Here is a 25,872-nt window from a genome sequence, read left to right as displayed (position 1 = left end):
ATAAGAAAGCAGATACAAAAAAAGCGCCGAAGGGCGCTTTTTTAACTACTAATCGTAAAGATTAACCTAGTGCTTTGATTTGTGCAGCTAGACGGCTCTTATGACGAGCAGCTTTGTTCTTGTGAATCAAGCCTTTAGTAGCCATTCTGTCAAGTACTGGAGTAGCAGCAGTAAGTGCAGCTTGTGCCGCTTCTTTGTCACCGCTTGCAATTGCAGCGATAACTTTCTTGATGCTTGTACGAGTCATTGAACGACGGCTAGCGTTGTGCTGACGACGCTTTTCGGCTTGGATTGCACGCTTCTTAGCAGACTTAATGTTAGCCAAGGTGTAACTCCCAAAATAAATTCATGTCAAAAACGAGGGTGCGGATTGTGCCTACCAAACGCCCAAATGTCAAACGATTTAAAACTTAAATCGTTTCGCATTAAAACGCGCAAGCTATTGAACACAAAGTATGCTCAACACGTTGCACATTCTTTGCGACATTTCTCTGCGACATTTTTTTGAAAGAGAGTCACTATGATACTCTTTCAGAACATTTAAGCGATAGACATGCATAAACGAAAGCACCCCATATCGGGCGCGGATTATAGCAAGAAAGTTGTTAAAGATGCACAACTATTTTGAATAAATCGTTTCGCCTGCCATAGGCTTTCGTTATTATGGCTCGCTCGCAACCTATTGTTGTTGCCGCTTTACGTTTAGCAGACGTTTTTGATTATCCTTAAATTGGCTGCTGCTAATCTGCCTATTCTTTACCTCTTATTGGAAGTGTGACGTGTCACGGAAGTTAATAAAATCTGGTCTTATCGTCAGTATTATGACCTTGGTCTCGCGAGTATTGGGCCTGGTACGTGATGTTGTTGTTGCCAAGCTCATGGGCGATGGGGCAGCTGCTGACGTATTTTTCTTTGCTAACAAAATTCCTAATTTCCTTCGTCGTCTATTCGCTGAAGGTGCATTTGCGCAAGCGTTTATTCCGGTATTAACCGAAGTCCACGAGAACGACGATAGAAAGGAACTTAGAGAGTTTGTAGCAAAAGTCAGCGGTACGTTAGGCGCTATTGTTTTTGTGGTATCGATTATAGGGGTTATTGCATCTCCTGTTTTGGCCGCTTTATTCGGCACAGGGTGGTTTGTGGCGTGGCTCGAAGGAGATGAGGCGGGAGATAAGTTTGTGCTCGCGTCGACCATGTTGAAAATTACCTTTCCTTATTTAGCGTTTATCTCTTTGACTGGGTTGGCAGGGGCGATACTCAATACGCTCAATAAGTTTGCGGTTGCCGCTTTCACTCCGGTTTTACTTAATGTATGCATTATTGCATGCGCAATATACTTAGCTCCTACGCTAGAGCAACCCGCATACGCGCTAGCGTGGGGGGTGTTTATCGGCGGTATTGTACAGTTCTTGTTTCAACTACCGTTTTTGTTCAGGGCTGGGCTTTTGGTAAAGCCAAAGTGGGGCTGGCATGACGAAAACGTAGTTAAAGTGCGTACCTTAATGATCCCAGCCTTGTTCGGTGTATCAGTAGGGCAAATCAATTTGTTGTTTGATACCTTCATCGCCAGCTTTTTAGTTACCGGTTCAATAAGCTGGTTGTACTATTCTGACAGGCTGCTTGAGTTCCCTTTAGGATTGTTTGGTATTGCCATCGCTACTGTCATTTTACCTACGCTTTCCCGAAATCACGTGAGTAACAACCCTAAAGCGTTTGCTGCGAATATCGATTGGGCGTTTCGCATGGTATGTTTATTAGGCATTCCCGCGGCCGTAGGGCTTGGCGTAATGGCAAGACCCATTTTAACGGTTATTTTTCAGCGCGGCGCGTTTACCGCAGAAACCGCCATTATGGCGTCTTACTCCCTTACTGCATACTCGTTTGGCTTACTCAGCTTTATGCTGGTAAAAATTCTCGCGCCAGGGTTTTATTCCCGTCAAGACACTAAAACACCAGTGAAATTCGGTATTTGGTGTATGGTCGCTAACATGGTATTCAACCTTATTTTAGCGGTTCCGTTTGGTTATATAGGGCTAGCTGTTGCTACTAGTATGTCAGCTACGCTTAACGCGGCTTTGCTTTACATTACGTTGCATCGCCAAGGCGTGTTTGCGTTAAGCCGCACATCGGTTTTGTTTATAACACGTGTGATTATTGCAAGTGCTGCCATGGGCGGGCTTATTTACTATCGCGACCAAGGTTTAGCTTTCTTTGATTTGTCTCTTTCCGCTCAAATGTTAGAAGTGGGAATAACCATTTCTCTATCGGTTGTACTGTTTATGACCACCATGGTGATGCTGGGTATGCGGCCTAGGCACTTCAGAAGCGGCGGCGATTAGAATTCAATAGTTATGTGAAAAAGGGCGGTGACTCAGAATGTCCCGCGCTTGGTATTGTGCTCGCGGTCGGCTATAATCGCGAGCTTTGATTTTCTAGCAGTTAAAAGGTAGTGGCTAACAGTGGAATTTATCCGCGGGCTAAACAATGTAAAACCGCACCATAAAGGGTGTGTGCTCACTATTGGCAAGTTCGACGGCGTACACCGTGGTCATCAAGCTGTGTTGGCTAACGTGCTTGAAAAAGCGAAATCGCTATCACTTCCTGCCACCGTTATGGTGTTCGAGCCGCAGCCTGAAGAAGTCTTTATGCCTGATAAAGCGCCAGCGCGTATAAGCCCTCTTCGCGAAAAGTACGAACTGCTGCGCCAACAAGGTGTCGACAGACTGCTTGCTGTGCGATTTAACGCAGAATTTGCTAAGCAAAGTGCCGATACCTTCGTCCATGATTTACTAGTGGACAAACTAGGCGTTAAATTTCTTGTTGTTGGCGATGATTTCCGTTTTGGCAATGGCCGCAAAGGGGATTTCGAAATGCTCGAGGCGGCAGGTCGCCAATACGGTTTCGATGTAGTAAGCACCCACAGTTTTACCATGCATGCCCATCGAATAAGCTCTACGGCGGTACGAGAAGCGTTGGCTGACAGCGACTTCGGTTTGTCTACCGAAATGCTAGGGCGCCCGTTTGCTATTCACGGTAGGGTGGTTCACGGCGAGAAAAAAGGTCGCACCATTGGTTTTCCCACCGCGAATGTCATGCTAAAACGCCAAAAAACGCCCATTCATGGCGTGTTCGCTGTTCGTGTTGACGTTGATGGGAAACACTACAATGGCGTTGCGAACATTGGCACCCGCCCTACTGTTAACGGGGTAAGAAACCAGCTGGAAGTCCATATTTTTGATTTGTCATCTGACCTATATGGCAAGCCTATTACGGTGTTTCCGATGGCAAAAATAAGAGATGAAATTAAATTTGAATCTTTTGAGGCGTTGAAAGATCAAATTCAAGCAGATGCAGCACAAGCGCGTCTGTTATTAGCATAGTTAAACGTGATAAAGTCACGAAAAGTGTCTACGCGTATTAGTTTTATTGAGCTTGATTTTTAAAACGTGGATCCTTGTTCGCGAAACGCGTAAGTAAGTTACTGTGCTAGAACATATAACGTCAGCCTTGCGCTAGTAAGAACGACACACAGTTTTACGTTGAACCTTTTACATTCAGCGTTTTAATTGAACATCGCAAAATGAATATCGCCTTCACAATGTGTTAGTGCATTGGGTGAAAATTAAGGTAACCGGATAATACAATTTTATGAGTGATTACAAAGCCACACTGAACCTTCCAGAAACTGCGTTCCCGATGCGCGGTAACCTTGCTCAGCGCGAGCCGAAAATGCTTAAAGACTGGCAGGAAAAAGGGGTATACAGCAAAATTCGTGAAGCGAAAAAAGGCAAAAAGCCGTTTATTCTTCACGATGGCCCTCCTTATGCAAATGGCGATATTCACATTGGTCACGCGGTTAACAAAATTCTTAAAGACATTATTGTAAAGTCGAAAAATCTTTCTGACTTCGATTCTCCGTACGTTCCTGGATGGGACTGTCACGGTTTGCCGATAGAATTGATGGTAGAAAAGAAAGTTGGTAAGCCAGGTAAGAAAGTTACGGCGGCTGAATTTCGTCAAAAGTGTCGCGAATATGCACAAAAGCAAATTGACGGCCAAATGGCTGACTTTAAACGCTTAGGTGTGTTTGGTGACTGGGATAACCCATACAAAACAATGGACTTCAAATCTGAAGCCGACATCATTCGTGCATTAAGTAAAATTGTAGACTCTGGTCACTTAGAAAAGGGTTTCAAACCTGTTCACTGGTGTACAGATTGTGGTTCAGCACTTGCTGAAGCAGAAGTTGAATACAAAGACAAAGTATCACCTGCAATCGACGTTAAGTTCCCAGTGGCTGATGTGGCTGCTATCGCAGAAGCGTTTGGCGTGTCTGAAAGCGACTTAACCACACACAAAGCGGGCGTTGTAATTTGGACCACCACTCCGTGGACACTGCCGGCCAACCGTGCAATCAGCTTACACCCAGAGCTTACCTATGCAATTGTTGAAGTTCAGCCTTCAAATGAATGGCTAGTGGTAGCGCAGGACCTGCTTGAAAGCTGCATGAGCCGCTACGGCGTTGAGGATTTCCGCGAAGTGGCAACCTGTACTGGTGCTGCGCTTGATAAGCTTAACGTTAAACACCCATTCTTAGACCTTGAAGTTCCGTTAATTCTAGGCGACCACGTTACAACTGATTCTGGTACAGGTTGTGTACACACAGCCCCAGCTCATGGTGTTGACGACTTTAACGTGGGCAAGCAATACGATATCGAAGTATACAATCCGGTAGGTAACAATGGCGTGTACCTTGAAAATACACCGCTGTTTGCAGGTCAGTTTGTATTTAAAGCCAACGATGAAATTATAGAAACGGTTAAAGAGAAGGGTAACCTTGTCCTAAACGTAAAATACGAGCACAGTTACCCGCATTGCTGGCGCCACAAAACGCCAATTATTTTCCGCGCTACGCCTCAGTGGTTTGTAAGCATGGATAAAAAAGGCCTTCGCGCTGAATCACTTGAACAAATTAAGCAAACCAAGTGGATCCCAGATTGGGGCCAAAACCGCATTGAAAAAATGGTTGAAAGTCGTCCAGACTGGTGTATCTCACGTCAACGTACGTGGGGCGTGCCTATTCCTTTGTATGTGCACAAACTTACCGGTGAAATCCACCCAGAGTCTGCGGCGTTAATGGAAAAGGTGGCACAAGAAGTTGAAGCTAAAGGCATTCAAGCGTGGTGGGATCTCGACGATGCAGCCCTGCTTGGTAGCGAATTAGACAACTATGAAAAAGTGACCGATACGCTAGACGTTTGGTTTGACTCAGGGGTAACGCACTACTTCGTTGTAGACCGTCGCGATGACATTCCGGCCTCTGCCGATTTATATCTTGAAGGTTCAGACCAACACCGCGGTTGGTTTATGTCTTCGCTTATGTCATCAACTGCCATGCACGGCCACGCGCCTTACAAAGAAGTGCTAACACACGGCTTTACGGTAGATGCCCACGGCAGAAAAATGTCGAAGTCGGTAGGTAACGTTGTGGCGCCTCAGGAAGTGACTAACAAATTAGGCGCAGATATCCTTCGTCTATGGGTAGCATCTACTGATTATCGTGGTGAAATTGCGGTATCGGATGAAATTTTAAAGCGTGCTGCCGATGGCTATCGCCGCGTACGTAACACTGCACGCTTCTTACTTGCGAACCTGAACGGTTTTGCCGTGGAAGATGCGGTTGCAGAAGACGACATGGTCGCGCTCGATCGCTGGATTGTTGCTCGTGCTAAGGCACTTCAAGAAGAGCTTATCGAAGCGTATGACAACTACGACTTGTTGGTAGTGTCACAGAAGCTTACGCACTTCTGCTCAATTGAGCTGGGCTCATTCTATTTAGACGTGATTAAAGATCGCCAGTACACAGCCAAAGCAGATGGACTAGCCCGTCGTTCATGTCAAACGGCCATGTATCATATCATTGAAGCATTGGTTCGCTGGATGGCGCCAATCACCACCTTTACTGCTCAAGAAATCTGGGAAACGCTACCAGGTGAGCGCAGCGAGTTTGTATTTACTGAAACCTGGTATGAAGGGTTTAATAATTTCACGCAAAGCGATACGTTTAATGATGCCCTATGGCATCAAGTGCTTAGCGTAAAAGACGCGGCAAACCAGGCGATGGAACAGGCGCGTAAAGATGGCGAGCTCGGTGGCTCACTAGAAGCGAGCATTTCGCTTTATGCTACTGAGTCGTTGTACAACGTACTTGCAAAGCTTGAAGACGAGCTACGTTTTGTGCTTATTACGTCCGGCGTTACGCTAACGAAAGTTGACAGTGCACCGTCTGATGCGAAAGCAACAGACGTTGAAGGTTTATGGTTGAGCGTTGATAAAGCAAGCGGTGAAAAGTGTGTTCGCTGCTGGCATCACCGTGAAGATGTAGGCTCACATGATGGTCACGAAGAGCTTTGCGGCCGCTGTGTGACTAACATTGATGGTGATGGAGAAGAGCGCCACTATGCTTAAGCTTTTTAGCGAGACGGGTTTGCGTTTTTTGTGGATAAGCGCAATTGCGTTTATCCTCGATCAATGGAGTAAGTATACAATTATCGACAGTATGTCCTTGTATCAGTCGATACAGGTATTGCCGTTTTTTAATTTTACTTACGTACACAATTACGGTGCAGCGTTCAGCTTTCTCGATGATGCGGGTGGTTGGCAGCGCTGGTTCTTCACCGCTATAGCGGTTTTAGTAAGTGTAGTTATATTGTGGTGGCTGAAGCAGTCCCCCCGTTCGCAAAAAATGCTGCCCGTAGCATTCGCTTTTATATTAGGCGGTGCATTAGGCAATGTTTACGACCGTTTAGTCCATGGTTATGTCATCGACTTTTTAGATTTTTACGTAAACAATTACCACTGGCCAGCGTTTAACATTGCCGACAGCGCCATATTTATAGGCGCGGCTTTACTGATTATCGACATGTTTAAAAATGGCGATAAAAAAAGCGAAGGCAACGGTGCAGACGCGCAAACAAGCGCCGCAGACAGTAGCGAAACCATTAAGTAGTATTCGGAAAGGTTATGACAGACTCATTGATAATTGGTGCTGACAACGAAGTTATTCTTCACTTTGATTTAAAGCTAGAAGATGGCTCTGCCGCTGACAGTACTCGTGTAAACAACAAACCTGCCAAAATGGTGATGGGTGATGGTAGCCTTACGCCGAACTTTGAAGCGTGTCTGCTTGGGCTTAAAAAAGGTGACAAAAAGTCATTTAAACTAGGTCCTGAAGATGCATTCGGTCAGTCTGATCCGAATAATATTCACTATATGGATAGAAGCCGCTTTGGTGCAGACTTGCAAGTTGAGGAAGGCATGATTTTAGCGTTTGCTCAGCCTGACGGTTCAGAGATTCCGGGGATTATTCGAAGTGCTGCTGGAGACTCTGTTACGGTAGACTTCAATCACCCGCTAGCAGGACAAACGGTTATCTTTGACGTTGAAATTATTGATGTCAAACCTAGCGTGTCAGCACAAGGTGGAAACTAGTTATGCAAATTCATTTAGCTAACCCTCGTGGCTTCTGTGCGGGCGTTGATAGAGCTATCACCATCGTTGAACGCGCGCTTGAAATGTTCGAGCCGCCCATTTATGTACGCCACGAAGTGGTACACAATAAATTTGTGGTAGATGGGCTACGTGAACGTGGTGCGTTGTTTGTCGACGAACTTCACGAAGTGCCAGACGACAGCATTGTTATTTTTTCTGCCCATGGCGTATCGCAAGCGGTAAGAAAAGAAGCAGAAAGTCGTGGTCTTAAGGTGTTTGACGCTACGTGCCCCTTAGTCACTAAAGTGCATATGGAAGTGACCCGCGCTAGTAAAACGGGCACTGAATGTATCTTGATTGGTCATGCTGGTCACCCTGAAGTAGAGGGCACCATGGGTCAGTACAGCAATGAAGATGGCGGTATTTATTTAGTTGAATCTGAAGCTGATGTGGCAACGCTTGAAGTTAAAGATCCGACCAACCTGTATTACTGTAGCCAAACTACGCTGTCTGTTGATGATACCGCCGATGTCATTGATGCACTTCGCGCTAAGTTCCCCAAAATCAATGGGCCTAGAAAAGACGACATCTGCTATGCCACGCAGAACCGTCAAGACGCGGTGCGCGACCTAGCCCAAGATTGTCAGGTATTACTGGTTGTTGGTGCACAGAATAGCTCAAACTCGAATCGTCTTCGCGAATTGGCTGAAAAAATTGGCGCAAAAGCGTATTTGATAGCTGATGCTAATTGCATTCAAAAGGAATGGCTAGAAGGTATAGAGCATATTGGCGTTACTGCAGGCGCATCTGCTCCGGAAGTGTTAGTGCAAGGTGTGGTAAACAAGCTCAAAGCATGGGGCGCGGTTTCAGCTTCTGAGCGTGCTGGACGCGAAGAGAATGTGGAGTTTGCTGTACCCAAAGAATTAAGAGTTAAGCAAGTGGTCTAGCTTTAAAAATAGTTTGCTGATATGTTAAAGACACCGCATAATAATGCGGTGTTTTTTTATGCTTTTGTCTACTTAAATTCAAAGGCTTACGGATACATAATAATACGTATAAAAGGAAGTTGTGTTGAACTTTACTTTGTGGCGCATGCAAGGAACGTAGGTGCGCACCCTGCCGCTACACTGTCTAATTATACACCCTTTTAAAATTATACGTTTTTATAACAATGAATACCCTCCATTCTCCGCGAATATTTTAATATAAAGGATGGACTCTAAAGCGTTGTTGCGAAGCTCGGTAAAAGCACGTGTTATTTACAAAAAGTAAAAAGGCAGAGAAATTTAAGATGAGGCGAGTTAAGGAAAACTGCTTATCAAAGCAGCATGGCGTGGGACTGATTGAAGTGCTTATCACGCTTTTTATTCTTGCGGTAGGTTTACTCGGTGTCGCTGCGCTTCAATTTACAGGGTCTTTTGCCAATAAAGACGCGATAAGTCGCACGCAAGCTGAAATGGTAGCGGCGCAGGTTGTTGAACGGTTGCGTTCTGCTGCAAGGATGGCTACCGTCGGTGATGGTATGGTAGTGAATAACAATTACTTCAATCCCAATATCTATAACTTTAGCGGACTGTCATGCGATGGATCAAATCCTTATCAGTGCTATTGTCTAACACGCCCAGAATCTATACCAAACTGTGAAGGAAACGCCTGCACTGAAAGCCAAATGTCAACCTACGACGGATGGGCTTTAGCGTGTGCTGCGGTACAAACAAACCCCAATACTGCCATCAATGTGAGCTGCGTTGATAAAGATGTGACCGACACTTACACGTGCAGTCCAGGTTCGGCAATTGAAGTACTGCTAACTTGGCCAGTAAGCTCCTCTGGCAATCTTAAATATACACTTAATGCACGATGTAATGAAGAAGACGATGATGTGAATGCCTGTGTTTTTAAGGACATAACATTATGATCAACCAAGGCCTATTACAACGAAAAGTCGATGGTTTCTCGCTCTTAGAACTGATGATTTCATTGGTCCTCGGCTTGGTTATATCTGGTGCAATCATACAAGTTTTAGTAAGCAGTAGTGTGACAAATAAACTCAATCAAGCTGTTGCCCAGGTACAGGAATCAGGACGTTTTATATCACGCCGCCTCACAATGGAACTCTATGAAGTAGGGCGTTACGATACACTCAGTGCAAATATCGATGACTCGGTCGACATTCTAGCCGAATCGGCCTATGTAGAAACTCACCCAGTAGCAGTGGTCGGTGATTTTGCTACCAACGCTGGCCTAGGAAGCAAAAATGGTGCTGACGGTGCCTCCGATGATTTAGTGGTTGCTATGTTAAGCACACAAGATTGCACGGGAAATGATCATAATTATGTGGGCGATGAGTTTCACGTGGTCAACCATTATTTTGTGCAAAATAATACGCTTAAATGCGCGGGGTACGATGGCAGAGTATTACGTGGGTTAAAAGTACAAGCCGTTGCGCCTAGAACAGTAGTGTTGCTTGATAATGTTGAAGATTTCCAAGTTCAGTTTGGTGTAGCTGAACCTGTCGATACGTCAAACGGTCAGGCAGTGATCTACGTTACTGCTGATAAGGTTGATGACCATCGTGCGCTCAACGAACACGTTGTTTCATTAAGGTGGGCACTGCTTCTGAAAAGTTACCAAAACGAAGTAAAGCAAACAAACGCTCAAACGTTTGCCTTGCTCAATGAAAGCGCAAAAACAAAGGATACTTCTCATTATTACCAAGTGTTTTCAAAAACACTTGCACTCAGAAATATGAAGAATTTTGTAAGGACATCGAGATGAAGCAACATGGTCTGGTAATGGTATTTGCACTGCTTGTACTTTTATCGATAACAATATTAGGGGTAGGTGCCGTTTCTAGCAGCCTATCGCAGTCGAAAATGGCGGTCTCAATGCAGCAGTCAGGACTGGCTTTCGATGCAGCTGAGACGGCAATTGCAGGCGTTTTCTTTGAGTCAGTAGACAGTGATGTACTTACTGATAATACAAAAAATGATGCACTTACCGCCGCGCGCCAAGGGAAGGTACTGGATCCTACCGTTGAAGCAATGAGCTGTTTTGACGAGAATGAATGGACAGATAGATATGTTACCTCCGCGGGCCTTACAAAAGGTGAACTTCACACCGTTGATAACACTTACCAAGCAGCAATTGGTTCGAAAAGTTGGTCTAAAACCGCGTTTATCAGAGAGCAGGCGTGCCGTGGTTCAAGCAACGTTATAGGAGGCAGCAGTATAAGCTGTCATGTTTTTGTAATTAGAGGGTGTGGTCAGGTTCAAAATAAGCCAAATGTAGTAGCGAACACTTTATCTGCCTCAGTTTATGGTCCTGCGTCTCAATAGGTCGTTACAATGAAAAAAATTACAAGTCTACTCTCATCAGTTACCCTTTTTAGTTGTATTGGCTTTTCTGCGTTTGGCGATGATTTAGATATTTATCTAGGCAGCGTGAGCAACTCCCAAACGTTTAAGCCAAACGTACTCTTTATCATCGACTCATCGGGCAGTATGGCTTATACCGATGATACTGACACTACTAGAATATCTCGAGTACGAACAGCGCTTAAAGAGTCGTTAACTAAAGCGACTAATATTAATGCGGGGTTAATGCGCTTTTCAAACGGCGGTGGGCCGGTTATCTATCCTGTAAAAGATTTGGACTTACCAGTAAACCCAGAAATATTAGCGACAACTGGGAGCGGTGCCGATGACGGCGTTGAAATAAATGAAAACGTCAATTTAACTAGCAGCGTGCTTACACTGAGTGACGGAACAAATGATGTTGTTACTGGTTTTCACTTTACCAATATTCGCGTTCCGAGAGGCGCTACTGTAACCAGCGCCACGCTTCGTTTAACATCTAACGGTGCCGATGCAATCGCAACCTCGTTAATAATATCAGCTGAAGCGAGCGGTGATGCCACATCTTTTAGTACAGATTCCGAAAATATCAGCGCGCGCCCAAGAACATCTAGCGTTGTTAACTGGTCGGTAGACAATGCTTTTCCTGCGGAAGACCAGCTTGTTTCAACACCTGATTTGAGTGCAGTCATCCAAGACGTTGTCGACAGGTCTGACTGGTGTGGTGGGAACGATATCAATATTATTGTTCAAGGCAGCAGTTCTAATGGCTTGAGCAACAGGGAGGTCAAGTCGTTTGAGGCGAGCGCAAATGCACCACAACTCTCTATTACATATGATGATAGTGACGCGACGGGGTGCATAGGTAGCCGAGATGTCTATCAGGTAGAGCGCCAGAGTGATAACTATGAAGAAAATACGTCTGGCTACAGGGATATTGGTGACCACCTCAGTTTCACAAGCAATGCAAACAACTATACTGCAGTTCGTTTTGATGATGTAAACATTCCTCAAGGTGCCCAGATTGAAGAGGCGTATCTAGAATTTACCGCATCTTTTAGCAGAACGTATTCAGCTAGTATGCGCATTAGGGGAATTAATAGAAATGATGCAACAACGAACTGGGGGAATTCAGCAAGCAGGCACACAATAAGAGATACGCCTAAAACCTCGGCAAGCGTAACGTGGAATATGCCTGCCTTTTATGCCGAAGGGGTATATCGCAGCCCTGATATTTCTTCTATTGTCTCTGCGATCGTAAACAGAAGCGGCTGGAGTCCAGGAAATAAAATGGGCTTTGTTATGGACGATTTTGAAGGCCAACGCTTCGCTTACACGCGTCGAGGCTCTCAGTCTAAAGCGGCAAGGCTGGTTGTTAAATATGGTGGAAATGCCATACCCGGCGAGTCAATGACGGTTAGGGAGCTGTTGAAAAATAAGGTGGATGAATTCCATGTTGTGGGTGGTACGCCCATTGTTGCTACCTTACTTGAAGCAACCAACTATTACGGTGGGCGCGCCGTTGACTATGGCCTCATTAGAGGCGAAATTATAAACAATGGCTTCCAAAATGACAGAAAACATCACCGGGTAAGCCACAGAAGTTCCTACGTTGGTGAGGATTCCGTGCTGCCGTCGGGGTGTTCAGTGGACAATTTGTCCTCTGAAAACTGCGAAGAAGAGTACATTCCTGCTGGGGCTACGTATATTTCTCCAGTCAGTGATTTGCAGTGTCAGGTAAACAATCACATAGTGTTGCTATCAGATGGTGAAGCAAACCTAAATGATAGTGTGGCTAAAATACAAACGCTAATTGATGAAGACTGCGCAGCAAATTATGCGGAAGGTGGCTCATATGCGGCGGGAGAATTATGCGGCGTCGATTTAGTTGCCAACCTTAACGATACCGATAATTCTGCTATAGGTGCAAAAGTCACGACGCATACGATTGGCCTAGAAACTAACGATGATGCAACGAAGTTTCTTAGAGCATTAGCAACAAACGGCGGTGGAGGGTATTTTTCCGCATCAAGTAGTGACGATTTGTTGAAAGCGTTTGACACTATTTTTTCTGTAGCTAAAGAGGTTAATACGACGTTTGTTACCCCCGGAGTAGCAGTGAATCAGCTAAACAGGCTTACCCACAGAGATGAGCTTTATTATGCGCTGTTTAAGCCCACGGATAGTGCATACTGGCCCGGAAACCTTAAGCGTTACCGTTTGTCGGGGCAAAAGGTTGTCGATGTAGCTGACAAAAACGCTATCTCAAACGGTTTCTTCGATAAAGATGCGAAAAGCTACTGGTCTGCTGCAAAAGATGGTGATGACGTCACGTTAGGCGGTGCCGCCAGCAAACTAGGAAGTGGGCGTAAACTGTATTTTATTGACGATACGACAGAGTCTGTTTCGGCGTCTATCTTTACTGAAGCAAATAAAATTCATGAAGATAATGCTAATATTACTAATAACGATCTTGGCATCCCTAGCGGAGATAGCGAAAGTAACACTAGAGCCGCTTATCTAAAATGGTTAAGGGGCGTTGACGTTAAAGATATAGATAAGGATAACAGTACTTCTGACTACAGGCCTCAGATGGGCGACCCCATTCATTCACAGCCTATCGTGGTGGATTATGTCACTGAAACAAGCAGCAGTTCTGTGATTTTTGTGGCCACAAATCAAGGTATGATCCACTCTATTAATACGTCTGACGGCACTGAAAATTTCGCAATAATGCCTAAGTCATTACTTTCAAATGTCGAACAGTTTTATAACGATAATGCGACACTAAATCATGTCTATGGCGTGGATGGCGATTTGGTATTGCGAGATACGGGCACGAAAAAGTATTTGTATGTCGGTATGCGCAGGGGCGGGACCAACTACTACGCATTTGATATTACCAACAAATCGACACCTACCCTTAAATTTATTATCAAAGGCGGTTCAGGCGACTTTGCCAAACTTGGGCAAACGTGGTCACGCCCGGTGATAACTAAAATTAAGATAGGGGGAAGCGTTAAAGACGTTATGATTTTCGGTGGTGGTTACAGTGAAGGAAACGACGACCGTGTTATCAGGAGTGCCGATAGTATTGGAAACGCATTATTTATTGTCGATGCGGATAGCGGCAGCCTATTGTGGAGTGCGGGCGCTACTGACGCGGCAGATCTAGAGCTTACCGATATGAAGTACAGTATTCCGGCTGGTATTTCAGTGATAGATAGAGATAACGATGGTTTTGCCGACCACATGTATGCTGCCGATATGGGTGGACAGGTTTTCCGCTTCGATATATACAACGGGAAAGACAAAGCGAACCTTGTGAAAGGGAAACTATTAGCTGACTTCGGTGGTACCACAGCCGACGCTAATCGCCGCTTTTATTACGCGCCAGACGTGACTGAAATTGCACTGGCCGGTGAGCTTTACTATGGTGTCGCAATTGGAAGCGGATGGAGAGCATCTCCTTTAGACACTGCGGTTGAAGACAAATTTTATATGTTTAAGGATAACGGTGTCTTTTCTATTGACGAAGATGGCGAATATACTTTCTTTGAAAATAAAATCACGGAAAGTGATTTGTTCGATGCTACAAGCCACGTGTTAACCAGTGATGTTGAAGCAGATCGAAATCTCGCTACGTCAGAGTTTGCTAACAAAAAAGGGTGGTTTTTAGATTTAGCGGGCAGCGGGGAAAAAGTATTGGCTTCCCCGTTGATTGTTGATTACAAAGTGCTGTTTACTACTTATGTACCGGCAGTAAATAACGAGAGTGTTTGTGCTCCGCCAGAGGGTAATAGCCGGGCCTATCTGGTGAATTTGTTTAATGCAAATGCGGTAACCGACGTTAATAATGATGGTGAAGTTGACGAAAACGACCGCTCTGTCGAGTTGAAGCAACCAGGGATAGCGCCAGACCCAGGGATTATTATTCAGGATGACCCTATCGTTTGTATAGGAACTGAATGTGGCTCTGCGGTTATTACGGAAGACGAAGACGGTAATGTTGAGGCCTGTACATCCGCATTTGGATGCTTGTCCGAAAATATCTTTGGGCAGTACGAAAGGGTTCAGCGAGGCAGCTGGCGTTCAGAAACTGAAAGAGACAATTGATGATAAATCCACGAGTTAAAGGCTTTACACTTATTGAATTGATGATTGTGGTGGCAATTGTTGCCATTATTGCGGCGGTAGCCTACCCATCTTACAAAAATGCAGTTGTTGATGGGTATCGAGGCACTGCTCAAGCTGATTTGCTCGCGCTTGCGTCTGCGATGGAGCGACACTATAGCGGGACTTTTACTTATGAAAAGGCGGCAAAAGATGGCGGGAATACCGGTGCACCGGCTATTTTTGCTGCCTATTCTCCTTCATCTGAGCCAAGCGATAACAAGCGCTACACGCTAACTATTGAATCGGCTAACGCCACCAGTTTTGCTTTAAAAGCAACGCCGACGTCGGGTACATCCCAGGTTGGCGATGGCGACCTTTATTACTATAGCAATGGCATTAAAGGCTGGGATAAAGATGGCAATGGATTGTCTAACGCTGAAAAATGTTGGTCTTGCTAATAGCCTAGCCGTTGCCTAAATTGGTGTAATACTCTCGAGCGCCTTTACGTCTAGCCACGTCTGATCGTACTCATCATGTAGCAAGTTCCGCTTTGATTGCACTAATCGCGTCTGATGTCTTTGCTGGGTGGTCTTTAAGGTGTCCAGTAAATATTGTGTACGCGCATAGTTCGATAGCAGAAAAACACTCACGCTTAAGGAAATAAACGTAGCGATTAACACCTCGACCAACGTCGTGCCTTCTGTTCGTGTTTTAATACTGCTAGACGGCTTATTTTTGTGAGTAGACATGGCCATTACTTCTCTTTGTTATACCAACTACCAGGGACTAATATAATTTTAGCTAGTGCGTTACTGTGTTGAAGATTATAAAGCGTTTCATTGGAGTGGACGATCGTACCGCTCACATGAGTCTTGATAGGTAAGTTAGACAAAAATGCGCCGTGGAGTTTTGCATCTTTATGGATATTCAATTCAACGTTATTTGCACGAGATAGCACGACGATTAAACCAAAAAAATTTACGTTTTTTGACAGCGTTACATCGCCATTATTAACAATCATCAAAATTGGATTTTTAGTTGAGCTGTGTTCTACATCAATTTTCGTCAGCGTACAGCTGCCCTCAATCCAATATATGGTTTTTGGCGCAAGGCTTTCACAATTACGTGAAGTTGTTAATTGTGGGAAAAATGATGGGCTAAGGTCGGCGATTGCACGATTAAACAATAACTCTGTAATGAAAGGATCAGGTTTATTCAAATTGCTTTTATCGGGCAGCCTTAGCAAGGCAGGATATTTCAAAAAGCGTGATACATAGGTTATACGGTTATCAAAAGTGGCCGTAATGTCGTATTGTTTGACTGCTTGCCCTCGTTTTGCGACGAAGTGTTTCTCATCAACAGTAAAACGCAGAGCAGGGTGCTTCGCTTTATCCATAGCATCGCCTATCGAATGTCGTACGAGTAAAGAAGCTAGCGATTTTATAGCTAGCTGTGTGTAGATTTTATCTTCCTCGTTAACGCGACTGCTCCTTTCTATTAAGAAGTAAGTGTTTACCCGTTCTACCGAGCTAAAGCAAACAAACGATAGGGTGAACAGGAGAATGCAGACAATAGGTATTGTCGCCATTCCCTTAATGCGATCGTCTAGGTTTAGGTTATTTCGCATTGGGCACCTCTACCATAAACGTGATTTGTGAGGTGTCCACAGCGTAGCGAGCGCTATCGAGGGCAATTGTGATTGAGTATGCGCTTCCCCAGCTACTTGCAAAGATGAAGTCAATTGCAAAATGCTTAACAATAGTACTGTTAATGTCGGTCACGTCATGCCAACCTTTGTCAGAACAGCTTCGCTGATTAACACGTCTTTCAATAGCGTGATCGCGCAATCGATAGCCAAAAAATTCCCGCTCGGAATCGCTTATTTTGCCGTTTTGATTTTTGTCATAAAAAAACACGATACAACTATTTTGTGGCTCTTTACCATAGGCTCCAACTTGAACAGAGCTCGTCAGTGGGGATGCAATATCAACTGATGAATGGTTTACATAATCGGCTCTGGCTAAGTCACTGGCGATAACACGTCTTAGCGTTCTCAACTCATCTTCTAATGAAGCTTGTTCGTCTATAAACACGCCTTTCTTTTGTGAGCTAGCGGTAAATGAAAGCATGACGCTAATCAAAGAGATTGAAAGCAGAGTGGCGAGCATCAGTTCTATAATAGAAAAGCCTGATGACATTGCTGGCAAGCTTAAATATTTTTCTTCGGGCGTATTCAGCATAGTGAAAAGCCTGCGACAGAAGTTAAACTACAAGTCCTAATTCTACCTAACGTACTTAATGTAATTTTTCCTTTGTGATTTTTACTGCCGACAGTAAGTGTACTAGCACTGCCAAAGTGAAGCGTTCCATTAGGCGTAAAGGTTATATTCTGACTCTGCTTATTTGAGTTGGACAGTGTCATATTCCAATCTTCCAGTGCGATATACGTTGATTTGTCGTCCGCTTCACAAAGTAGTCTCTTCGAACATCTACAATCCATATTTTGAGTTAGTATGACGCACCCACCGCCCTCTGTGCCTACCTGTAGGTTTACGCTTTGATTTTGAATCAGTGCTTGCGCTCGTGCTGATTTTGCTAAATCACTCACTAATTTCAAGACATGCGCAAACTCTCTTTTTTCACGCCAGTCACTCAGTGACGGGACTGCAATGGATGAGAAAATGATAAGGAGTAAAACAACTATCATGCATTCTAAAAGGGTAAATCCACGATTTTTGATAAACCATGAACGTTGCTGTTGCTTCATATGGCGTGCCACCCTATGTGTAAAGAGAAACCCTACTCAAGTTCGGTTTCTCTTCATAGTTTATTAGGTATGATCAATGTAACGATAAATGGGCTAGGGATAAGCTGTACGATGGGTGAGATTTTAATAAACCGTGCAAAACTTACGAGAAAAAGGAAAGGAATAAGCCTCGGTTTCTCTACCGTAGACCTAATGGCGACATTGATAATTATTACACTGCTGTGCAAGCTTGGATATTCCAGTTATGAATCAATGCTCAATTTTTCAAAAGAATTCAGTATTAAGGTCTACCTACTCAACCTTAGGGTTACTCAATCAACACACTGGTTAACAAACGGTACGTACTTACCGCTGAATGCGCTTCCTCATCACCGGCTTAGTGACGTGGCGCTAACAGAACATCAAACAACAACGCGCGGATACCACATCACCGCCACGCTTAACTATAAAGATACAGCGAGTCAATGTCGGTTTTTAACGATTGATGAAAATGGCGTTTACCCAAACCATTGTTGGTTTTAACGAGTTGTAGACTACGAACAGTCAAGAGCCGCGCCAGATAAATCTTCTTTTATACCGTCGCTGCCGTTTGCATCGATGGCCACTGCTATTCGCCCATACTGAGAAAGCAGCAGAGCAGATGCATAGCTACTGGGTTTACCTGTCGCGCAAATTAGGATGGTTGCAGCTTTATTGATAGAACCAAACTGATCAAATTCAAGGTTGCCGCTTATTCCACTTAATGTGTTTTTGTCATTAATCGGCTGGCTGGTAATAATAATAGGTTCGTCATCGTTTTTACCATCGTCGTTGTTCTCATCGATGAAAACCATTTTTGCCTTTGACCAATCGTCAGTGCATTCTGAGTAATTCTCTGTTGGACACATGATGACTGTGGCTTGTTCATCGACAGCAGTAAATCGCGCTCTTTGAACAGCAGCACTTAAATTATTTAAATCTGCGGTTACTCTGTTAGTAATCAAAATACTTTGGATGTTCGGTGCAACCGCAGTAACTAAGATGACTACTATAGAGACAGTAATCAGCATTTCTAAAAGTGTAAATCCGTTTGGTATGTACTTAATTGACTTCATGTCTACATGCTTGCGTGTTTGCATTATCGTTTTATATTCTCTTGGCTTGTGCAACGTTTGATATTTATTTTGTCGCTGTTTTCATCTTTACTATTTGTAATTTACATTGGGTAGAAAACTGCATCAATACCTAATCCTTTAGAGTAAACTAGTATTGCGATTTATTGGTATAAAATATCATTTTTGAGCATTAACACCTATAACTCTCGTGTGAGTTACAGCAACATTTATCGTCGCCTACACGAAAAGAGTAATGTGGCTAGCAAGCCTTCTATACAAACTTAAGTAATCGAACGACAATACTACTAACATCTGATTTGATATTATCGTAGTATTATACTTCAGGACGCCTAAAAAATACGTGGATATTATGATGAAAAAACAAGCAGTTATTGAAGAAATGAAAGTGCTGCCTGAAATTGATGTGGAATATGAAGTGACCCGTCGAGTCTCGTTCATCAAAAAGCAGCTTTTATCGTCAGGTTTAAATTCACTGGTTCTAGGGATTAGCGGTGGAATTGACTCTTGTACCCTGGGTCGTCTGGCACAGATAGCAGTGAATGAGCTTAACCAAGAAAATCATGAACAATTCCAGTTTATCGCCGTTCGCCTTCCCTATAATACGCAGGCTGACGAAAAAGACGCACAGCAATCCATAGATTTTATTCAACCTTCACATGCGTTGACGGTGAATGTTCAACCAGGCGCAGATGCGATTCATTCGTCAACCAGCGACGCGCTTAGCAGCGCTGGTTTGTTACCAAGTAGCGATGCAAAAAGAGACTTTGTGAAAGGGAATGTTAAAGCGCGTACAAGGATGGTTATACAATATGAAATAGCTGGTATGGTTGATGGCTTGGTATTAGGTACGGATCATTCAGCTGAAAATATTACCGGCTTTTACACGAAGTACGGAGATGGAGCATGTGATTTAGCGCCACTGTTTGGTTTGAGTAAGCGTCAAGTTCGCGCAGTCGCTGCTCATTTAGGTGCACCGCACAATGTCATTACTAAAGCTCCAACCGCCGATCTCGAAAGCCTATCTCCTCAAAAAGAAGATGAACAAGCGCTAGGAATGTCTTACGACCAAATTGACGACTTCTTGGAAGGAAAACCTGTTTCTGCAGAAGTGGAAGAGAAATTGCTCTATATTTATGAGCGTACACAGCATAAGCGTGTGCCAATTCCAACAATTTACGATGAGTTGTAGTCATGAAAAAAATTGAAGCTATCATTAAACCGTTCAAAATGGACGATGTTAGGGAAGCGCTAGCTGAAGTCGGTATCGCAGGGATGACAGTGTCAGAAGTAAAGGGGTTCGGCCGACAAAAGGGTCACACTGAGCTTTATCGCGGCGCAGAATACCAGGTCGATTTCCTTCCAAAAATTAAGATTGAGCTTGTGCTTGACGATGAACGAGTAGAGCAAGCTGTAGAGGCAATACAATCGTCAGCAAAAACTGGCAAAATCGGTGATGGTAAAATTTTCGTTTACAACGTTGAAAGCGCAGTGCGTATAAGAACGGGTGAACAAAACGAAGATGCAATTTAGCGTCATCATAAAGCACAGCGAGAAAAGGGAGCTGCACGCTCCCTTTTTAATCTGCGCTGGCTGAAAACTAATGTTTGTCTTCTGAGCATTCACCAGTTTGGGGATCACAACAGCTGCTTTGTTCACTGTGAGCGTGACCGTGTTCAAGCTCTTCGGCCGTAGCTTCCCTTACATCAATAACCTTTACATCAAACGTAAGTGGAATGCCTGCTAGTGGGTGGTTCCCGTCGACGACGACTTCTTCATCTGTCGTTTCAATGATTATTACCGATTGCTCACCTTGCGGTGTAGTCGCTCTGAATGACATACCGACTTCCACGTCCATGCCTTCAAACATCGAGCGCGGTACAGTTTGGACTAACTCATCAGCTCGCTCGCCGTATGCTTTTTCAGGCGCAACTGAGATATTAAAACTATCGTCTTTGGTCTTGCCTATCAATGCGTCTTCAAGTCCTTCAATAAGAAAACGTCGACCTAGCAACACTACAAGAGGGGATTTTCCTTCTGATGAATCAAGCGTTGTGCCGTCTTCCGTTGAAACCGTGTAGTGAAGCGTTACAACGCTGTCAGAGGTGATTGTCATAATAGTTCCTAATTCGGGCCTTTAACTTTGCGCTAAAGGCATACATTTACTCCGCTTTGAACCAAGTCTAGCGGCGCTTCTTTACAATATTACTGGCTTGTTGCTCAATATCGTATGGCAAGGGTCTAGGGTAGCAGGTAATGTCTTTATTATCAGCCAATCTGTGTAAATCTTCTGTCGTAGTGTCGTTATTTAACACGGCCATGATCCATGTCTCATCGCCAAGTCTGCCCACTGATATTACTTTACCCGCTGAGCGCCAATTGTCCCCTAGTTGCTTTTCAAGCGTATCGCCACTGTTTACGTCAATAGCGGCATCTATCTTAAAACTAAATGCGGCGCGTTTATTCTTCCCCAAAAAGCGAGTCCGCGCCACGACTTCCTGGCCCATGTAACACCCTTTATCGAAGTCTATTCCGTTAAGTGCATGAACGTTTAGCATTTGCGGAACATATTCTGCGATAGCACCTGCCTGTAAGCTTGGCAATACATGTGAAATTTGAATAGCGTTAAACACCTCATCCTCGAAGCAAGGTATATGAGCGTCGGTTATATTAGTTTGTAGCACATCGGCGATGGGGTTTGATACGGCAACTATTGCGCCTTGAGCAGATGCACCGAGGGAAAAGGCAAAGCCATCGGTATTCTGTATTATGGTGCTCTCTGATTCTTCTTTAACACTCTTTGCTAAAAGAGCGATATCATCGGGTGAAAAAACGCCGGTAAGTGTTTTTTGTATTGCGTCAGACGAGACGAAATAGATAGCGTACTTTTGAGTAATATCCTGAATATCAACCTTAGAAAATACACCGTATTTACCCAATTGTGCCAAAGAATGCTGTCCAGAGGTCTCATTGGTGAGCATTAATAGTTGGTTATCATACCTGATTGCATGACCTACAGACCATGTTTTACCCTTGTTGTCGCAATGCGCATAAAACCTTGCAATGTTGCTGCTTAACGCATTTACGTTGATGGTTATTTGGCCATGAAGGTAACTATCAGCTTGTTCTCCTTCTAGCGCAATTATCATTCTGTCATTCAGCCTTACCGCGAATGTTTCTTTAAGATTGGTTAATGATGAAAGCGTGTCCATTATGAAAACTCATGTTTGTCGGTATAGTCACAAAGTAGGGTAATTCGTATTTTTATCAAGGGTAAACCAAATATTTAGCGCTACTTGAGTGGGTCCATGTACCGTTTTTAGCTTATACATCGCTGAAAAAACATACCATAAATATCAGCACACTCTATTTTTGACTACTTTTCTGTTCAAAAGAGCAGTGATCCTAATAGGGCCAGCATGGTATTATGGTGATGAATTGTTCTGTGTAAGAAGTGACTATGTTTGAACCAAAAAGATTAGCTAGATTGAAATGGGCGTGCCGCCGTGGAATGCTCGAATTAGACGTATTGCTATTGCCTTTTGTAGAAGAAGCATTCGACTCGTTAAGTTTTGAGGATCAAGAGACGTTCGAGCGTTTGTTAACAAGTGATGATCCCGATTTGTTTGCATGGATAATGGGACATCAAAAGTGTGAGGACCCGGCTCTGGCAGCAATGGTCTCTACGATCGTCAACCGTGTCAAAGTATAGGATTGAGCTTACTCATTTAGAACTAAGAACGCTTCTGTCTAGATTGGGGTTAATAGTAACGATTGGCTTTGCCTTAAACGCATTACAGCCTGCTGTTTGGTCGTATGTAAGCGAGTTCTATTGCCGTTGTGCCCTTGTCTTGCTATCGATTGCTTATGTAGCACCGAGTTGTATCCGGTGCTTTTTATCGTCCACGCCTTGTTTTTCTTATGCGTTGAGCGTTTCCGATTTTGGACGGCTCAGCGTAGTAGAATGTGCCCAAATAAGTGGAAAAACGACCTTATCAGCAAAACGAGTTAATGATGCGAATGGCGGCGCCGAAATGCAGTTACACCCATCTTCACTTATTCTTCCATGGGGGCTATGTCTTCATGTAGCGCAGTCGAAAAAAGGGTGGTTAGACAGGGGGCATAAGCATTTCGTCTGGGTGTTGAGGTCAGAATGCACAGAGGTCAATTATCGCAGACTGTGCAGAGTAATAAATTATTTAAAAAAGAATACTCGGTCAGGGAATTTGTAAGATGTTTCGTGAATATACCAAAGCGCTTTTCAAACGGGTTGATAAGCGTAAGTTGATGCAATTTAAACCACCCACGTTACCGCAGCGAATCTACACCAAAACATTACGTATTGATCAAACGCATTATGAAAAATTCTGTAAAGAAGTTGCGTGGCTAGAAAGCGGTCGTATTCATCCTCTTTATCTTCAAATGGTTTCACTGCCCCTTCAAATGCAGTGTTTATTAGATAAACAAAGCCCTTTTCCATTGTTAGGATTAATCCACTCTGGTAATCGGGTTGATGTACTCAGTGATTATGACATTAGCGAGTGGTTTGAATTTCGTGTTCGCTTCAGTGATGTGACACCTCATGTGCGCGGATGGGAGATGCATGTGTTGCTTGATGTATTGCAGCACGGAAAGTTGGTTTACAGCGCCACCAGTCGCTACTTGGTGAAAGTTAAAGCCGTTCATGTGGCGCCTTATTTTACGACAACGCAGAACCAGGCTGAATGCAACATTCCATTCAAATCGAAAATAGCAGAAGTATATGTAGCTTCTGATACCGGCCGCCGCTATGCGAAGCTCTCGCACGACTACAACCCAATACATCTTACCTCTTTATCCGCAAAGGTATTTGGCTTTAAAACTGCGATTGCGCATGGTATGTGGACATTGTCGCGTGCTATTTCTGCATTTGAAGCTCATCGAGAAGAGGAGAACACTGGGGCGGCAAATTATATAGATTGCCAATTTAAGAAACCCGTTTATTTACCAAGCAGTATCGACATTTCCCAGCGCAGCGATAACGAGAAAAACATGACGGTAGATGTTACAGGCAGCAAAGACAACGCACTGCATTTAACCGCTTTTATAAGATGCGGCGAATCATAAAATCACGTTGTATTAGCGCGATGAAGGTGGGAGAGCCCCACCTTTTTTCACGAAAGTATTACGTACCTTGTGCGACTAGTCGGCGAAGCTCCCTTCAGTAATAAGCGAGCCAACATCAGCACCAGAAAGTTGCTTTTTCGGAATAAGAATCGTGGGTTTTGGCTCATCAAGTTGTTTGGGATGATCAAGATTAAAGTGTAGCCCGCGGCTTTCTTTTCGCTCCATCGCGCATCTCACAATAAGCTCCGCCACTGTAACTAAGTTGCGCAATTCCAGTAGATTATTACTCACTCTGAAATGCGCATAATATTCGGCAATTTCTTGTTCTAGCAATTTGATGCGCCGCATCGCTCGCTCTAAGCGCTTGTCTGTTCTGACAATACCTACGTAATCCCACATAAACAAACGAAGTTCGTGCCAATTGTGCTGAATTATAACCTCTTCATCTGAATCAGATACTTGGCTTTCGTCCCAAGGCGCAATAGATTCATCACAGTTAGCATTGTGAAGCTTCGTCATTATATCTTCAGCCGCCGCGCTCGCAAAAACGACACATTCTAAAAGTGAATTCGATGCCATTCTATTAGCGCCGTGCAGCCCTGTATATGCTACCTCGCCGATAGCATAAACGTTATCTAAATCAGTTTTTGCGTTAAAGTCGGTGATCACGCCACCACAGCTGTAGTGCGCTGCCGGTACAACTGGGATCGGTTCCCGTGTGATGTCGATACCTAAAGAGCGACATTTGCGATAAATATTAGGAAAGTGTTTAACGATGAAGTCAGCAGGCTTATGGCTTATGTCTAAGTACATGCAGTCGGCACCAAGACGCTTCATTTCAAAGTCGATAGCTCTCGCTACAACGTCTCGTGGTGCAAGATCTCCACGCTCATCGAATTTGTGCATAAACCGCGTGCCGTCGGCATGACACAAGTTTGCACCCTCACCGCGTAATGCTTCAGTTATAAGGAAGTTTCGAGCCTGAGGATGAAACAAGCAAGTTGGGTGGAACTGATTAAATTCCATGTTCGCTACGCGACAGCCAGCTCGCCACGCCATGGCAATTCCATCGCCGCTGGACACATCAGGGTTTGAAGTGTACTGATACACTTTGCTACCGCCCCCCGTCGCCAGTGCAATAAACGGTGCTCGTATAACCTCAACATGCTCCTGCTGGCGGTTCCAAACATATGCACCAACGCAGGTATTTTTTTTGCTTTTCGACGGAATAAGATCAATAGCATTGTAGCGCTCGAATACATGAATATTGGGATGGGTTGATACTGCGTCGTTAAGCGTAATTTGCAGTGCTTCACCGGTAGCGTCTGCAGCGTGCAATATACGTCGGTGACTGTGACCACCCTCTCGGGTGAGATGAAAACGCTCTTCTCCTGACTCGCTTTTTTCTGTGTCAAACGGCACGCCATAGCCAATAAGCCACTCTAACGCGGTTTTAGCTTTCTCGGCAGTAAATCGAACCGCTTCTTCCTCGCACAAGCCTCCGCCTGCCGCGAGAGTATCTTTAACATGTGCGTCAATTGAGTCCTGTTCGTCGAAAACGGCTGCTATCCCTCCTTGAGCGTAGCGTGTGGAGCCTTCATTTCTGTCGCTTTTACTAAGTACAATTACCTGACAATGATCGGCAAGCTTGAGCGCTAAACTTAATCCAGCAGCACCACTACCTATAATAAGCACATCACATCTGTGTTCTATTGCATTAGATGTAGAAGTTAGTGAAGAGGATACAGATTTCATGTATTTTTATATCAATCAAAACGAGCAAAGGTCCGGCAAGTCTAAAGGATGGGAAGCAAAACACAATCATTCTTGTACGTGCTTTTAAGCATTTTTTAAAATATTTAATGCTACTATCGAACTTTTGCAAAAAGAACGCGTCTACCTCATGCTTGTTTAGAGCTTGTGT

Annotated in this window: 26 protein-coding genes; 17 read left to right on the top strand and 9 right to left on the bottom strand. The window is 44.2% G+C overall.

The features are described 5' to 3' along the window. Positions 1 to 61: 61 nt before the first annotated feature. Positions 62 to 325 carry a 30S ribosomal protein S20 gene (rpsT, locus tag BK026_RS07915; RefSeq protein ID WP_014950134.1) on the bottom strand — a complete coding sequence of 88 codons (264 nt, stop codon included), beginning with the start codon at positions 323 to 325 and terminating at the stop codon, positions 62 to 64. A 454-nt stretch (positions 326 to 779) separates the two neighbouring features. On the opposite strand from rpsT, the gene murJ reads away from it, so the two are divergent. The 11 genes from murJ to BK026_RS07860 all read left to right on the top strand — a co-directional run bounded on the left by murJ (position 780) and on the right by BK026_RS07860 (position 15,421). Next, positions 780 to 2,339 carry a murein biosynthesis integral membrane protein MurJ gene (gene murJ, locus BK026_RS07910; RefSeq protein WP_071815364.1) on the top strand — a complete coding sequence of 520 codons (1,560 nt, stop codon included), beginning with the start codon at positions 780 to 782 and terminating at the stop codon, positions 2,337 to 2,339. 120 nt (positions 2,340 to 2,459) lie between these two features. After that, complete coding sequence (gene ribF / locus BK026_RS07905; protein WP_071815362.1) at positions 2,460 to 3,380, top strand: bifunctional riboflavin kinase/FAD synthetase; 921 nt, start codon at positions 2,460 to 2,462, stop codon at positions 3,378 to 3,380. A gap of 268 nt (positions 3,381 to 3,648) precedes the next feature. After that, positions 3,649 to 6,468: an isoleucine--tRNA ligase gene (ileS, locus tag BK026_RS07900; protein ID WP_071815360.1), complete on the top strand. Its 2,820-nt coding sequence runs from the start codon at positions 3,649 to 3,651 to the stop codon at positions 6,466 to 6,468. Then, positions 6,461 to 7,009 carry a signal peptidase II gene (gene lspA / locus BK026_RS07895; RefSeq protein ID WP_071815359.1) on the top strand — a complete coding sequence of 183 codons (549 nt, stop codon included), beginning with the start codon at positions 6,461 to 6,463 and terminating at the stop codon, positions 7,007 to 7,009. Before ileS ends, lspA begins: the two co-directional genes overlap by 8 nt. Positions 7,010 to 7,023: 14 nt before the next feature. Continuing rightward, positions 7,024 to 7,491 (top strand): FKBP-type peptidyl-prolyl cis-trans isomerase, encoded by a 468-nt coding sequence (fkpB, locus tag BK026_RS07890; protein ID WP_061095485.1) that lies wholly within the window; start codon positions 7,024 to 7,026, stop codon positions 7,489 to 7,491. A gap of 2 nt (positions 7,492 to 7,493) precedes the next feature. Continuing rightward, positions 7,494 to 8,438 (top strand): 4-hydroxy-3-methylbut-2-enyl diphosphate reductase, encoded by a 945-nt coding sequence (ispH, locus tag BK026_RS07885; RefSeq protein ID WP_071815357.1) that lies wholly within the window; start codon positions 7,494 to 7,496, stop codon positions 8,436 to 8,438. Between the two features lie 344 nt (positions 8,439 to 8,782). Continuing rightward, positions 8,783 to 9,409 (top strand): prepilin-type N-terminal cleavage/methylation domain-containing protein, encoded by a 627-nt coding sequence (locus BK026_RS07880; RefSeq protein ID WP_071815355.1) that lies wholly within the window; start codon positions 8,783 to 8,785, stop codon positions 9,407 to 9,409. Next, the gene (locus tag BK026_RS07875; protein ID WP_071815354.1) at positions 9,406 to 10,269 is read left to right on the top strand and encodes a PilW family protein; all 864 of its coding nucleotides are present in this window, start codon (positions 9,406 to 9,408) and stop codon (positions 10,267 to 10,269) included. The genes BK026_RS07880 and BK026_RS07875 overlap by 4 nt, the downstream gene beginning before the upstream one ends. Beyond that, positions 10,266 to 10,829 carry a PilX N-terminal domain-containing pilus assembly protein gene (locus tag BK026_RS07870; protein ID WP_071815353.1) on the top strand — a complete coding sequence of 188 codons (564 nt, stop codon included), beginning with the start codon at positions 10,266 to 10,268 and terminating at the stop codon, positions 10,827 to 10,829. The genes BK026_RS07875 and BK026_RS07870 overlap by 4 nt, the downstream gene beginning before the upstream one ends. Before the next feature lie 9 nt (positions 10,830 to 10,838). Beyond that, positions 10,839 to 14,963: a PilC/PilY family type IV pilus protein gene (locus BK026_RS07865; RefSeq protein ID WP_071815352.1), complete on the top strand. Its 4,125-nt coding sequence runs from the start codon at positions 10,839 to 10,841 to the stop codon at positions 14,961 to 14,963. Next, positions 14,963 to 15,421 (top strand): type IV pilin protein, encoded by a 459-nt coding sequence (locus BK026_RS07860; RefSeq protein WP_071815351.1) that lies wholly within the window; start codon positions 14,963 to 14,965, stop codon positions 15,419 to 15,421. Before BK026_RS07865 ends, BK026_RS07860 begins: the two co-directional genes overlap by 1 nt. 15 nt (positions 15,422 to 15,436) lie before the next feature. On the opposite strand, the gene BK026_RS07855 is transcribed toward BK026_RS07860, so the two are convergent. The 4 genes from BK026_RS07855 to BK026_RS07840 are packed head-to-tail and all read right to left on the bottom strand — an operon-like array spanning position 15,437 to position 17,730. Next, positions 15,437 to 15,718, bottom strand: coding sequence for a hypothetical protein (locus BK026_RS07855; protein WP_071815350.1), 282 nt, complete (start codon positions 15,716 to 15,718; stop codon positions 15,437 to 15,439). Further along, positions 15,718 to 16,590 (bottom strand): hypothetical protein, encoded by an 873-nt coding sequence (locus BK026_RS07850; protein WP_071815349.1) that lies wholly within the window; start codon positions 16,588 to 16,590, stop codon positions 15,718 to 15,720. Before BK026_RS07850 ends, BK026_RS07855 begins: the two co-directional genes overlap by 1 nt. Beyond that, positions 16,580 to 17,203 carry a hypothetical protein gene (locus BK026_RS07845; RefSeq protein ID WP_083575049.1) on the bottom strand — a complete coding sequence of 208 codons (624 nt, stop codon included), beginning with the start codon at positions 17,201 to 17,203 and terminating at the stop codon, positions 16,580 to 16,582. The genes BK026_RS07850 and BK026_RS07845 overlap by 11 nt, the downstream gene beginning before the upstream one ends. After that, a complete protein-coding gene (locus BK026_RS07840) occupies positions 17,197 to 17,730 on the bottom strand; it encodes a GspH/FimT family pseudopilin (RefSeq protein ID WP_071815348.1) in 534 nt (177 codons plus the stop codon). The genes BK026_RS07845 and BK026_RS07840 overlap by 7 nt, the downstream gene beginning before the upstream one ends. 15 nt (positions 17,731 to 17,745) lie before the next feature. Here BK026_RS07840 and BK026_RS07835 point away from each other — a divergent pair, with 15 nt between their 5' ends. Next, a complete protein-coding gene (locus BK026_RS07835; protein WP_143142098.1) occupies positions 17,746 to 18,252 on the top strand; it encodes a hypothetical protein in 507 nt (168 codons plus the stop codon). An 11-nt stretch (positions 18,253 to 18,263) separates the two neighbouring features. Here BK026_RS07835 and BK026_RS07830 read toward each other — a convergent pair whose 3' ends face one another. Further along, on the bottom strand, positions 18,264 to 18,824 hold the full coding sequence (locus BK026_RS07830) for a GspH/FimT family pseudopilin (RefSeq protein ID WP_071817552.1): 561 nt from the start codon (positions 18,822 to 18,824) through the stop codon (positions 18,264 to 18,266). 373 nt (positions 18,825 to 19,197) lie between these two features. On the opposite strand from BK026_RS07830, the gene nadE reads away from it, so the two are divergent. Together nadE and BK026_RS07820 are read left to right on the top strand one after the other, a co-directional pair. After that, a complete protein-coding gene (gene nadE, locus BK026_RS07825) occupies positions 19,198 to 20,034 on the top strand; it encodes an ammonia-dependent NAD(+) synthetase (RefSeq protein WP_071817551.1) in 837 nt (278 codons plus the stop codon). A 2-nt stretch (positions 20,035 to 20,036) separates the two neighbouring features. Beyond that, on the top strand, positions 20,037 to 20,375 hold the full coding sequence (locus BK026_RS07820; protein ID WP_071815346.1) for a P-II family nitrogen regulator: 339 nt from the start codon (positions 20,037 to 20,039) through the stop codon (positions 20,373 to 20,375). A gap of 67 nt (positions 20,376 to 20,442) precedes the next feature. Here BK026_RS07820 and BK026_RS07815 read toward each other — a convergent pair whose 3' ends face one another. Together BK026_RS07815 and BK026_RS07810 are read right to left on the bottom strand one after the other, a co-directional pair. Then, positions 20,443 to 20,958 carry a peptidylprolyl isomerase gene (locus BK026_RS07815; protein ID WP_071815345.1) on the bottom strand — a complete coding sequence of 172 codons (516 nt, stop codon included), beginning with the start codon at positions 20,956 to 20,958 and terminating at the stop codon, positions 20,443 to 20,445. 67 nt (positions 20,959 to 21,025) lie between these two features. Further along, complete coding sequence (locus BK026_RS07810; protein ID WP_071815344.1) at positions 21,026 to 22,054, bottom strand: folate-binding protein YgfZ; 1,029 nt, start codon at positions 22,052 to 22,054, stop codon at positions 21,026 to 21,028. Between the two features lie 248 nt (positions 22,055 to 22,302). Between BK026_RS07810 and BK026_RS07805 the strand changes: the two genes are divergently transcribed. The 3 genes from BK026_RS07805 to BK026_RS07800 are packed head-to-tail and all read left to right on the top strand — an operon-like array spanning position 22,303 to position 23,948. Then, a complete protein-coding gene (locus BK026_RS07805) occupies positions 22,303 to 22,554 on the top strand; it encodes a succinate dehydrogenase assembly factor 2 (protein ID WP_071815343.1) in 252 nt (83 codons plus the stop codon). Then, entirely contained in the window at positions 22,496 to 23,074 is a 579-nt protein-coding gene (locus tag BK026_RS19950; RefSeq protein WP_371264971.1) for a protein YgfX, read from the top strand. The genes BK026_RS07805 and BK026_RS19950 overlap by 59 nt, the downstream gene beginning before the upstream one ends. 1 nt (position 23,075) lies before the next feature. Beyond that, positions 23,076 to 23,948 (top strand): MaoC/PaaZ C-terminal domain-containing protein, encoded by an 873-nt coding sequence (locus BK026_RS07800; RefSeq protein ID WP_071815342.1) that lies wholly within the window; start codon positions 23,076 to 23,078, stop codon positions 23,946 to 23,948. Positions 23,949 to 24,023: 75 nt separating this feature from the next. On the opposite strand, the gene nadB is transcribed toward BK026_RS07800, so the two are convergent. Next, entirely contained in the window at positions 24,024 to 25,703 is a 1,680-nt protein-coding gene (nadB, locus tag BK026_RS07795) for an L-aspartate oxidase (protein ID WP_071815341.1), read from the bottom strand. Between the last annotated feature and the right edge of the window lie 169 nt (positions 25,704 to 25,872).

This window comes from Alteromonas sp. V450, assembly GCF_001885075.1.
Taxonomy (GTDB): domain Bacteria; phylum Pseudomonadota; class Gammaproteobacteria; order Enterobacterales; family Alteromonadaceae; genus Alteromonas.
This window is presented reverse-complemented; position numbering and strand designations above follow the sequence as displayed.

Excerpts from the sequence above, each read along its gene's own strand:
- ileS (WP_071815360.1), top strand. The coding sequence starts at position 3,649 with ATGAGTGATTACAAAGCCACACTGAACCTTCCAGAAACTGCGTTCCCG.
- lspA (WP_071815359.1), top strand. The coding sequence starts at position 6,461 with ATGCTTAAGCTTTTTAGCGAGACGGGTTTGCGTTTTTTGTGGATAAGC.
- fkpB (WP_061095485.1), top strand. The coding sequence starts at position 7,024 with ATGACAGACTCATTGATAATTGGTGCTGACAACGAAGTTATTCTTCAC.
- ispH (WP_071815357.1), top strand. The coding sequence starts at position 7,494 with ATGCAAATTCATTTAGCTAACCCTCGTGGCTTCTGTGCGGGCGTTGAT.
- BK026_RS07880 (WP_071815355.1), top strand. The coding sequence starts at position 8,783 with ATGAGGCGAGTTAAGGAAAACTGCTTATCAAAGCAGCATGGCGTGGGA.
- BK026_RS07875 (WP_071815354.1), top strand. The coding sequence starts at position 9,406 with ATGATCAACCAAGGCCTATTACAACGAAAAGTCGATGGTTTCTCGCTC.
- BK026_RS07870 (WP_071815353.1), top strand. The coding sequence starts at position 10,266 with ATGAAGCAACATGGTCTGGTAATGGTATTTGCACTGCTTGTACTTTTA.
- BK026_RS07865 (WP_071815352.1), top strand. The coding sequence starts at position 10,839 with ATGAAAAAAATTACAAGTCTACTCTCATCAGTTACCCTTTTTAGTTGT.
- BK026_RS07860 (WP_071815351.1), top strand. The coding sequence starts at position 14,963 with ATGATAAATCCACGAGTTAAAGGCTTTACACTTATTGAATTGATGATT.
- BK026_RS07855 (WP_071815350.1), bottom strand. The coding sequence starts at position 15,718 with ATGGCCATGTCTACTCACAAAAATAAGCCGTCTAGCAGTATTAAAACA.
- BK026_RS07850 (WP_071815349.1), bottom strand. The coding sequence starts at position 16,590 with ATGCGAAATAACCTAAACCTAGACGATCGCATTAAGGGAATGGCGACA.
- BK026_RS07845 (WP_083575049.1), bottom strand. The coding sequence starts at position 17,203 with ATGCTGAATACGCCCGAAGAAAAATATTTAAGCTTGCCAGCAATGTCA.
- BK026_RS07840 (WP_071815348.1), bottom strand. The coding sequence starts at position 17,730 with ATGAAGCAACAGCAACGTTCATGGTTTATCAAAAATCGTGGATTTACC.
- BK026_RS07835 (WP_143142098.1), top strand. The coding sequence starts at position 17,746 with ATGTGTAAAGAGAAACCCTACTCAAGTTCGGTTTCTCTTCATAGTTTA.
- BK026_RS07830 (WP_071817552.1), bottom strand. The coding sequence starts at position 18,824 with ATGAAGTCAATTAAGTACATACCAAACGGATTTACACTTTTAGAAATG.
- nadE (WP_071817551.1), top strand. The coding sequence starts at position 19,198 with ATGAAAAAACAAGCAGTTATTGAAGAAATGAAAGTGCTGCCTGAAATT.
- BK026_RS07820 (WP_071815346.1), top strand. The coding sequence starts at position 20,037 with ATGAAAAAAATTGAAGCTATCATTAAACCGTTCAAAATGGACGATGTT.
- BK026_RS07815 (WP_071815345.1), bottom strand. The coding sequence starts at position 20,958 with ATGACAATCACCTCTGACAGCGTTGTAACGCTTCACTACACGGTTTCA.
- BK026_RS07810 (WP_071815344.1), bottom strand. The coding sequence starts at position 22,054 with ATGGACACGCTTTCATCATTAACCAATCTTAAAGAAACATTCGCGGTA.
- BK026_RS07805 (WP_071815343.1), top strand. The coding sequence starts at position 22,303 with ATGTTTGAACCAAAAAGATTAGCTAGATTGAAATGGGCGTGCCGCCGT.
- BK026_RS07800 (WP_071815342.1), top strand. The coding sequence starts at position 23,076 with ATGTTTCGTGAATATACCAAAGCGCTTTTCAAACGGGTTGATAAGCGT.
- nadB (WP_071815341.1), bottom strand. The coding sequence starts at position 25,703 with ATGAAATCTGTATCCTCTTCACTAACTTCTACATCTAATGCAATAGAA.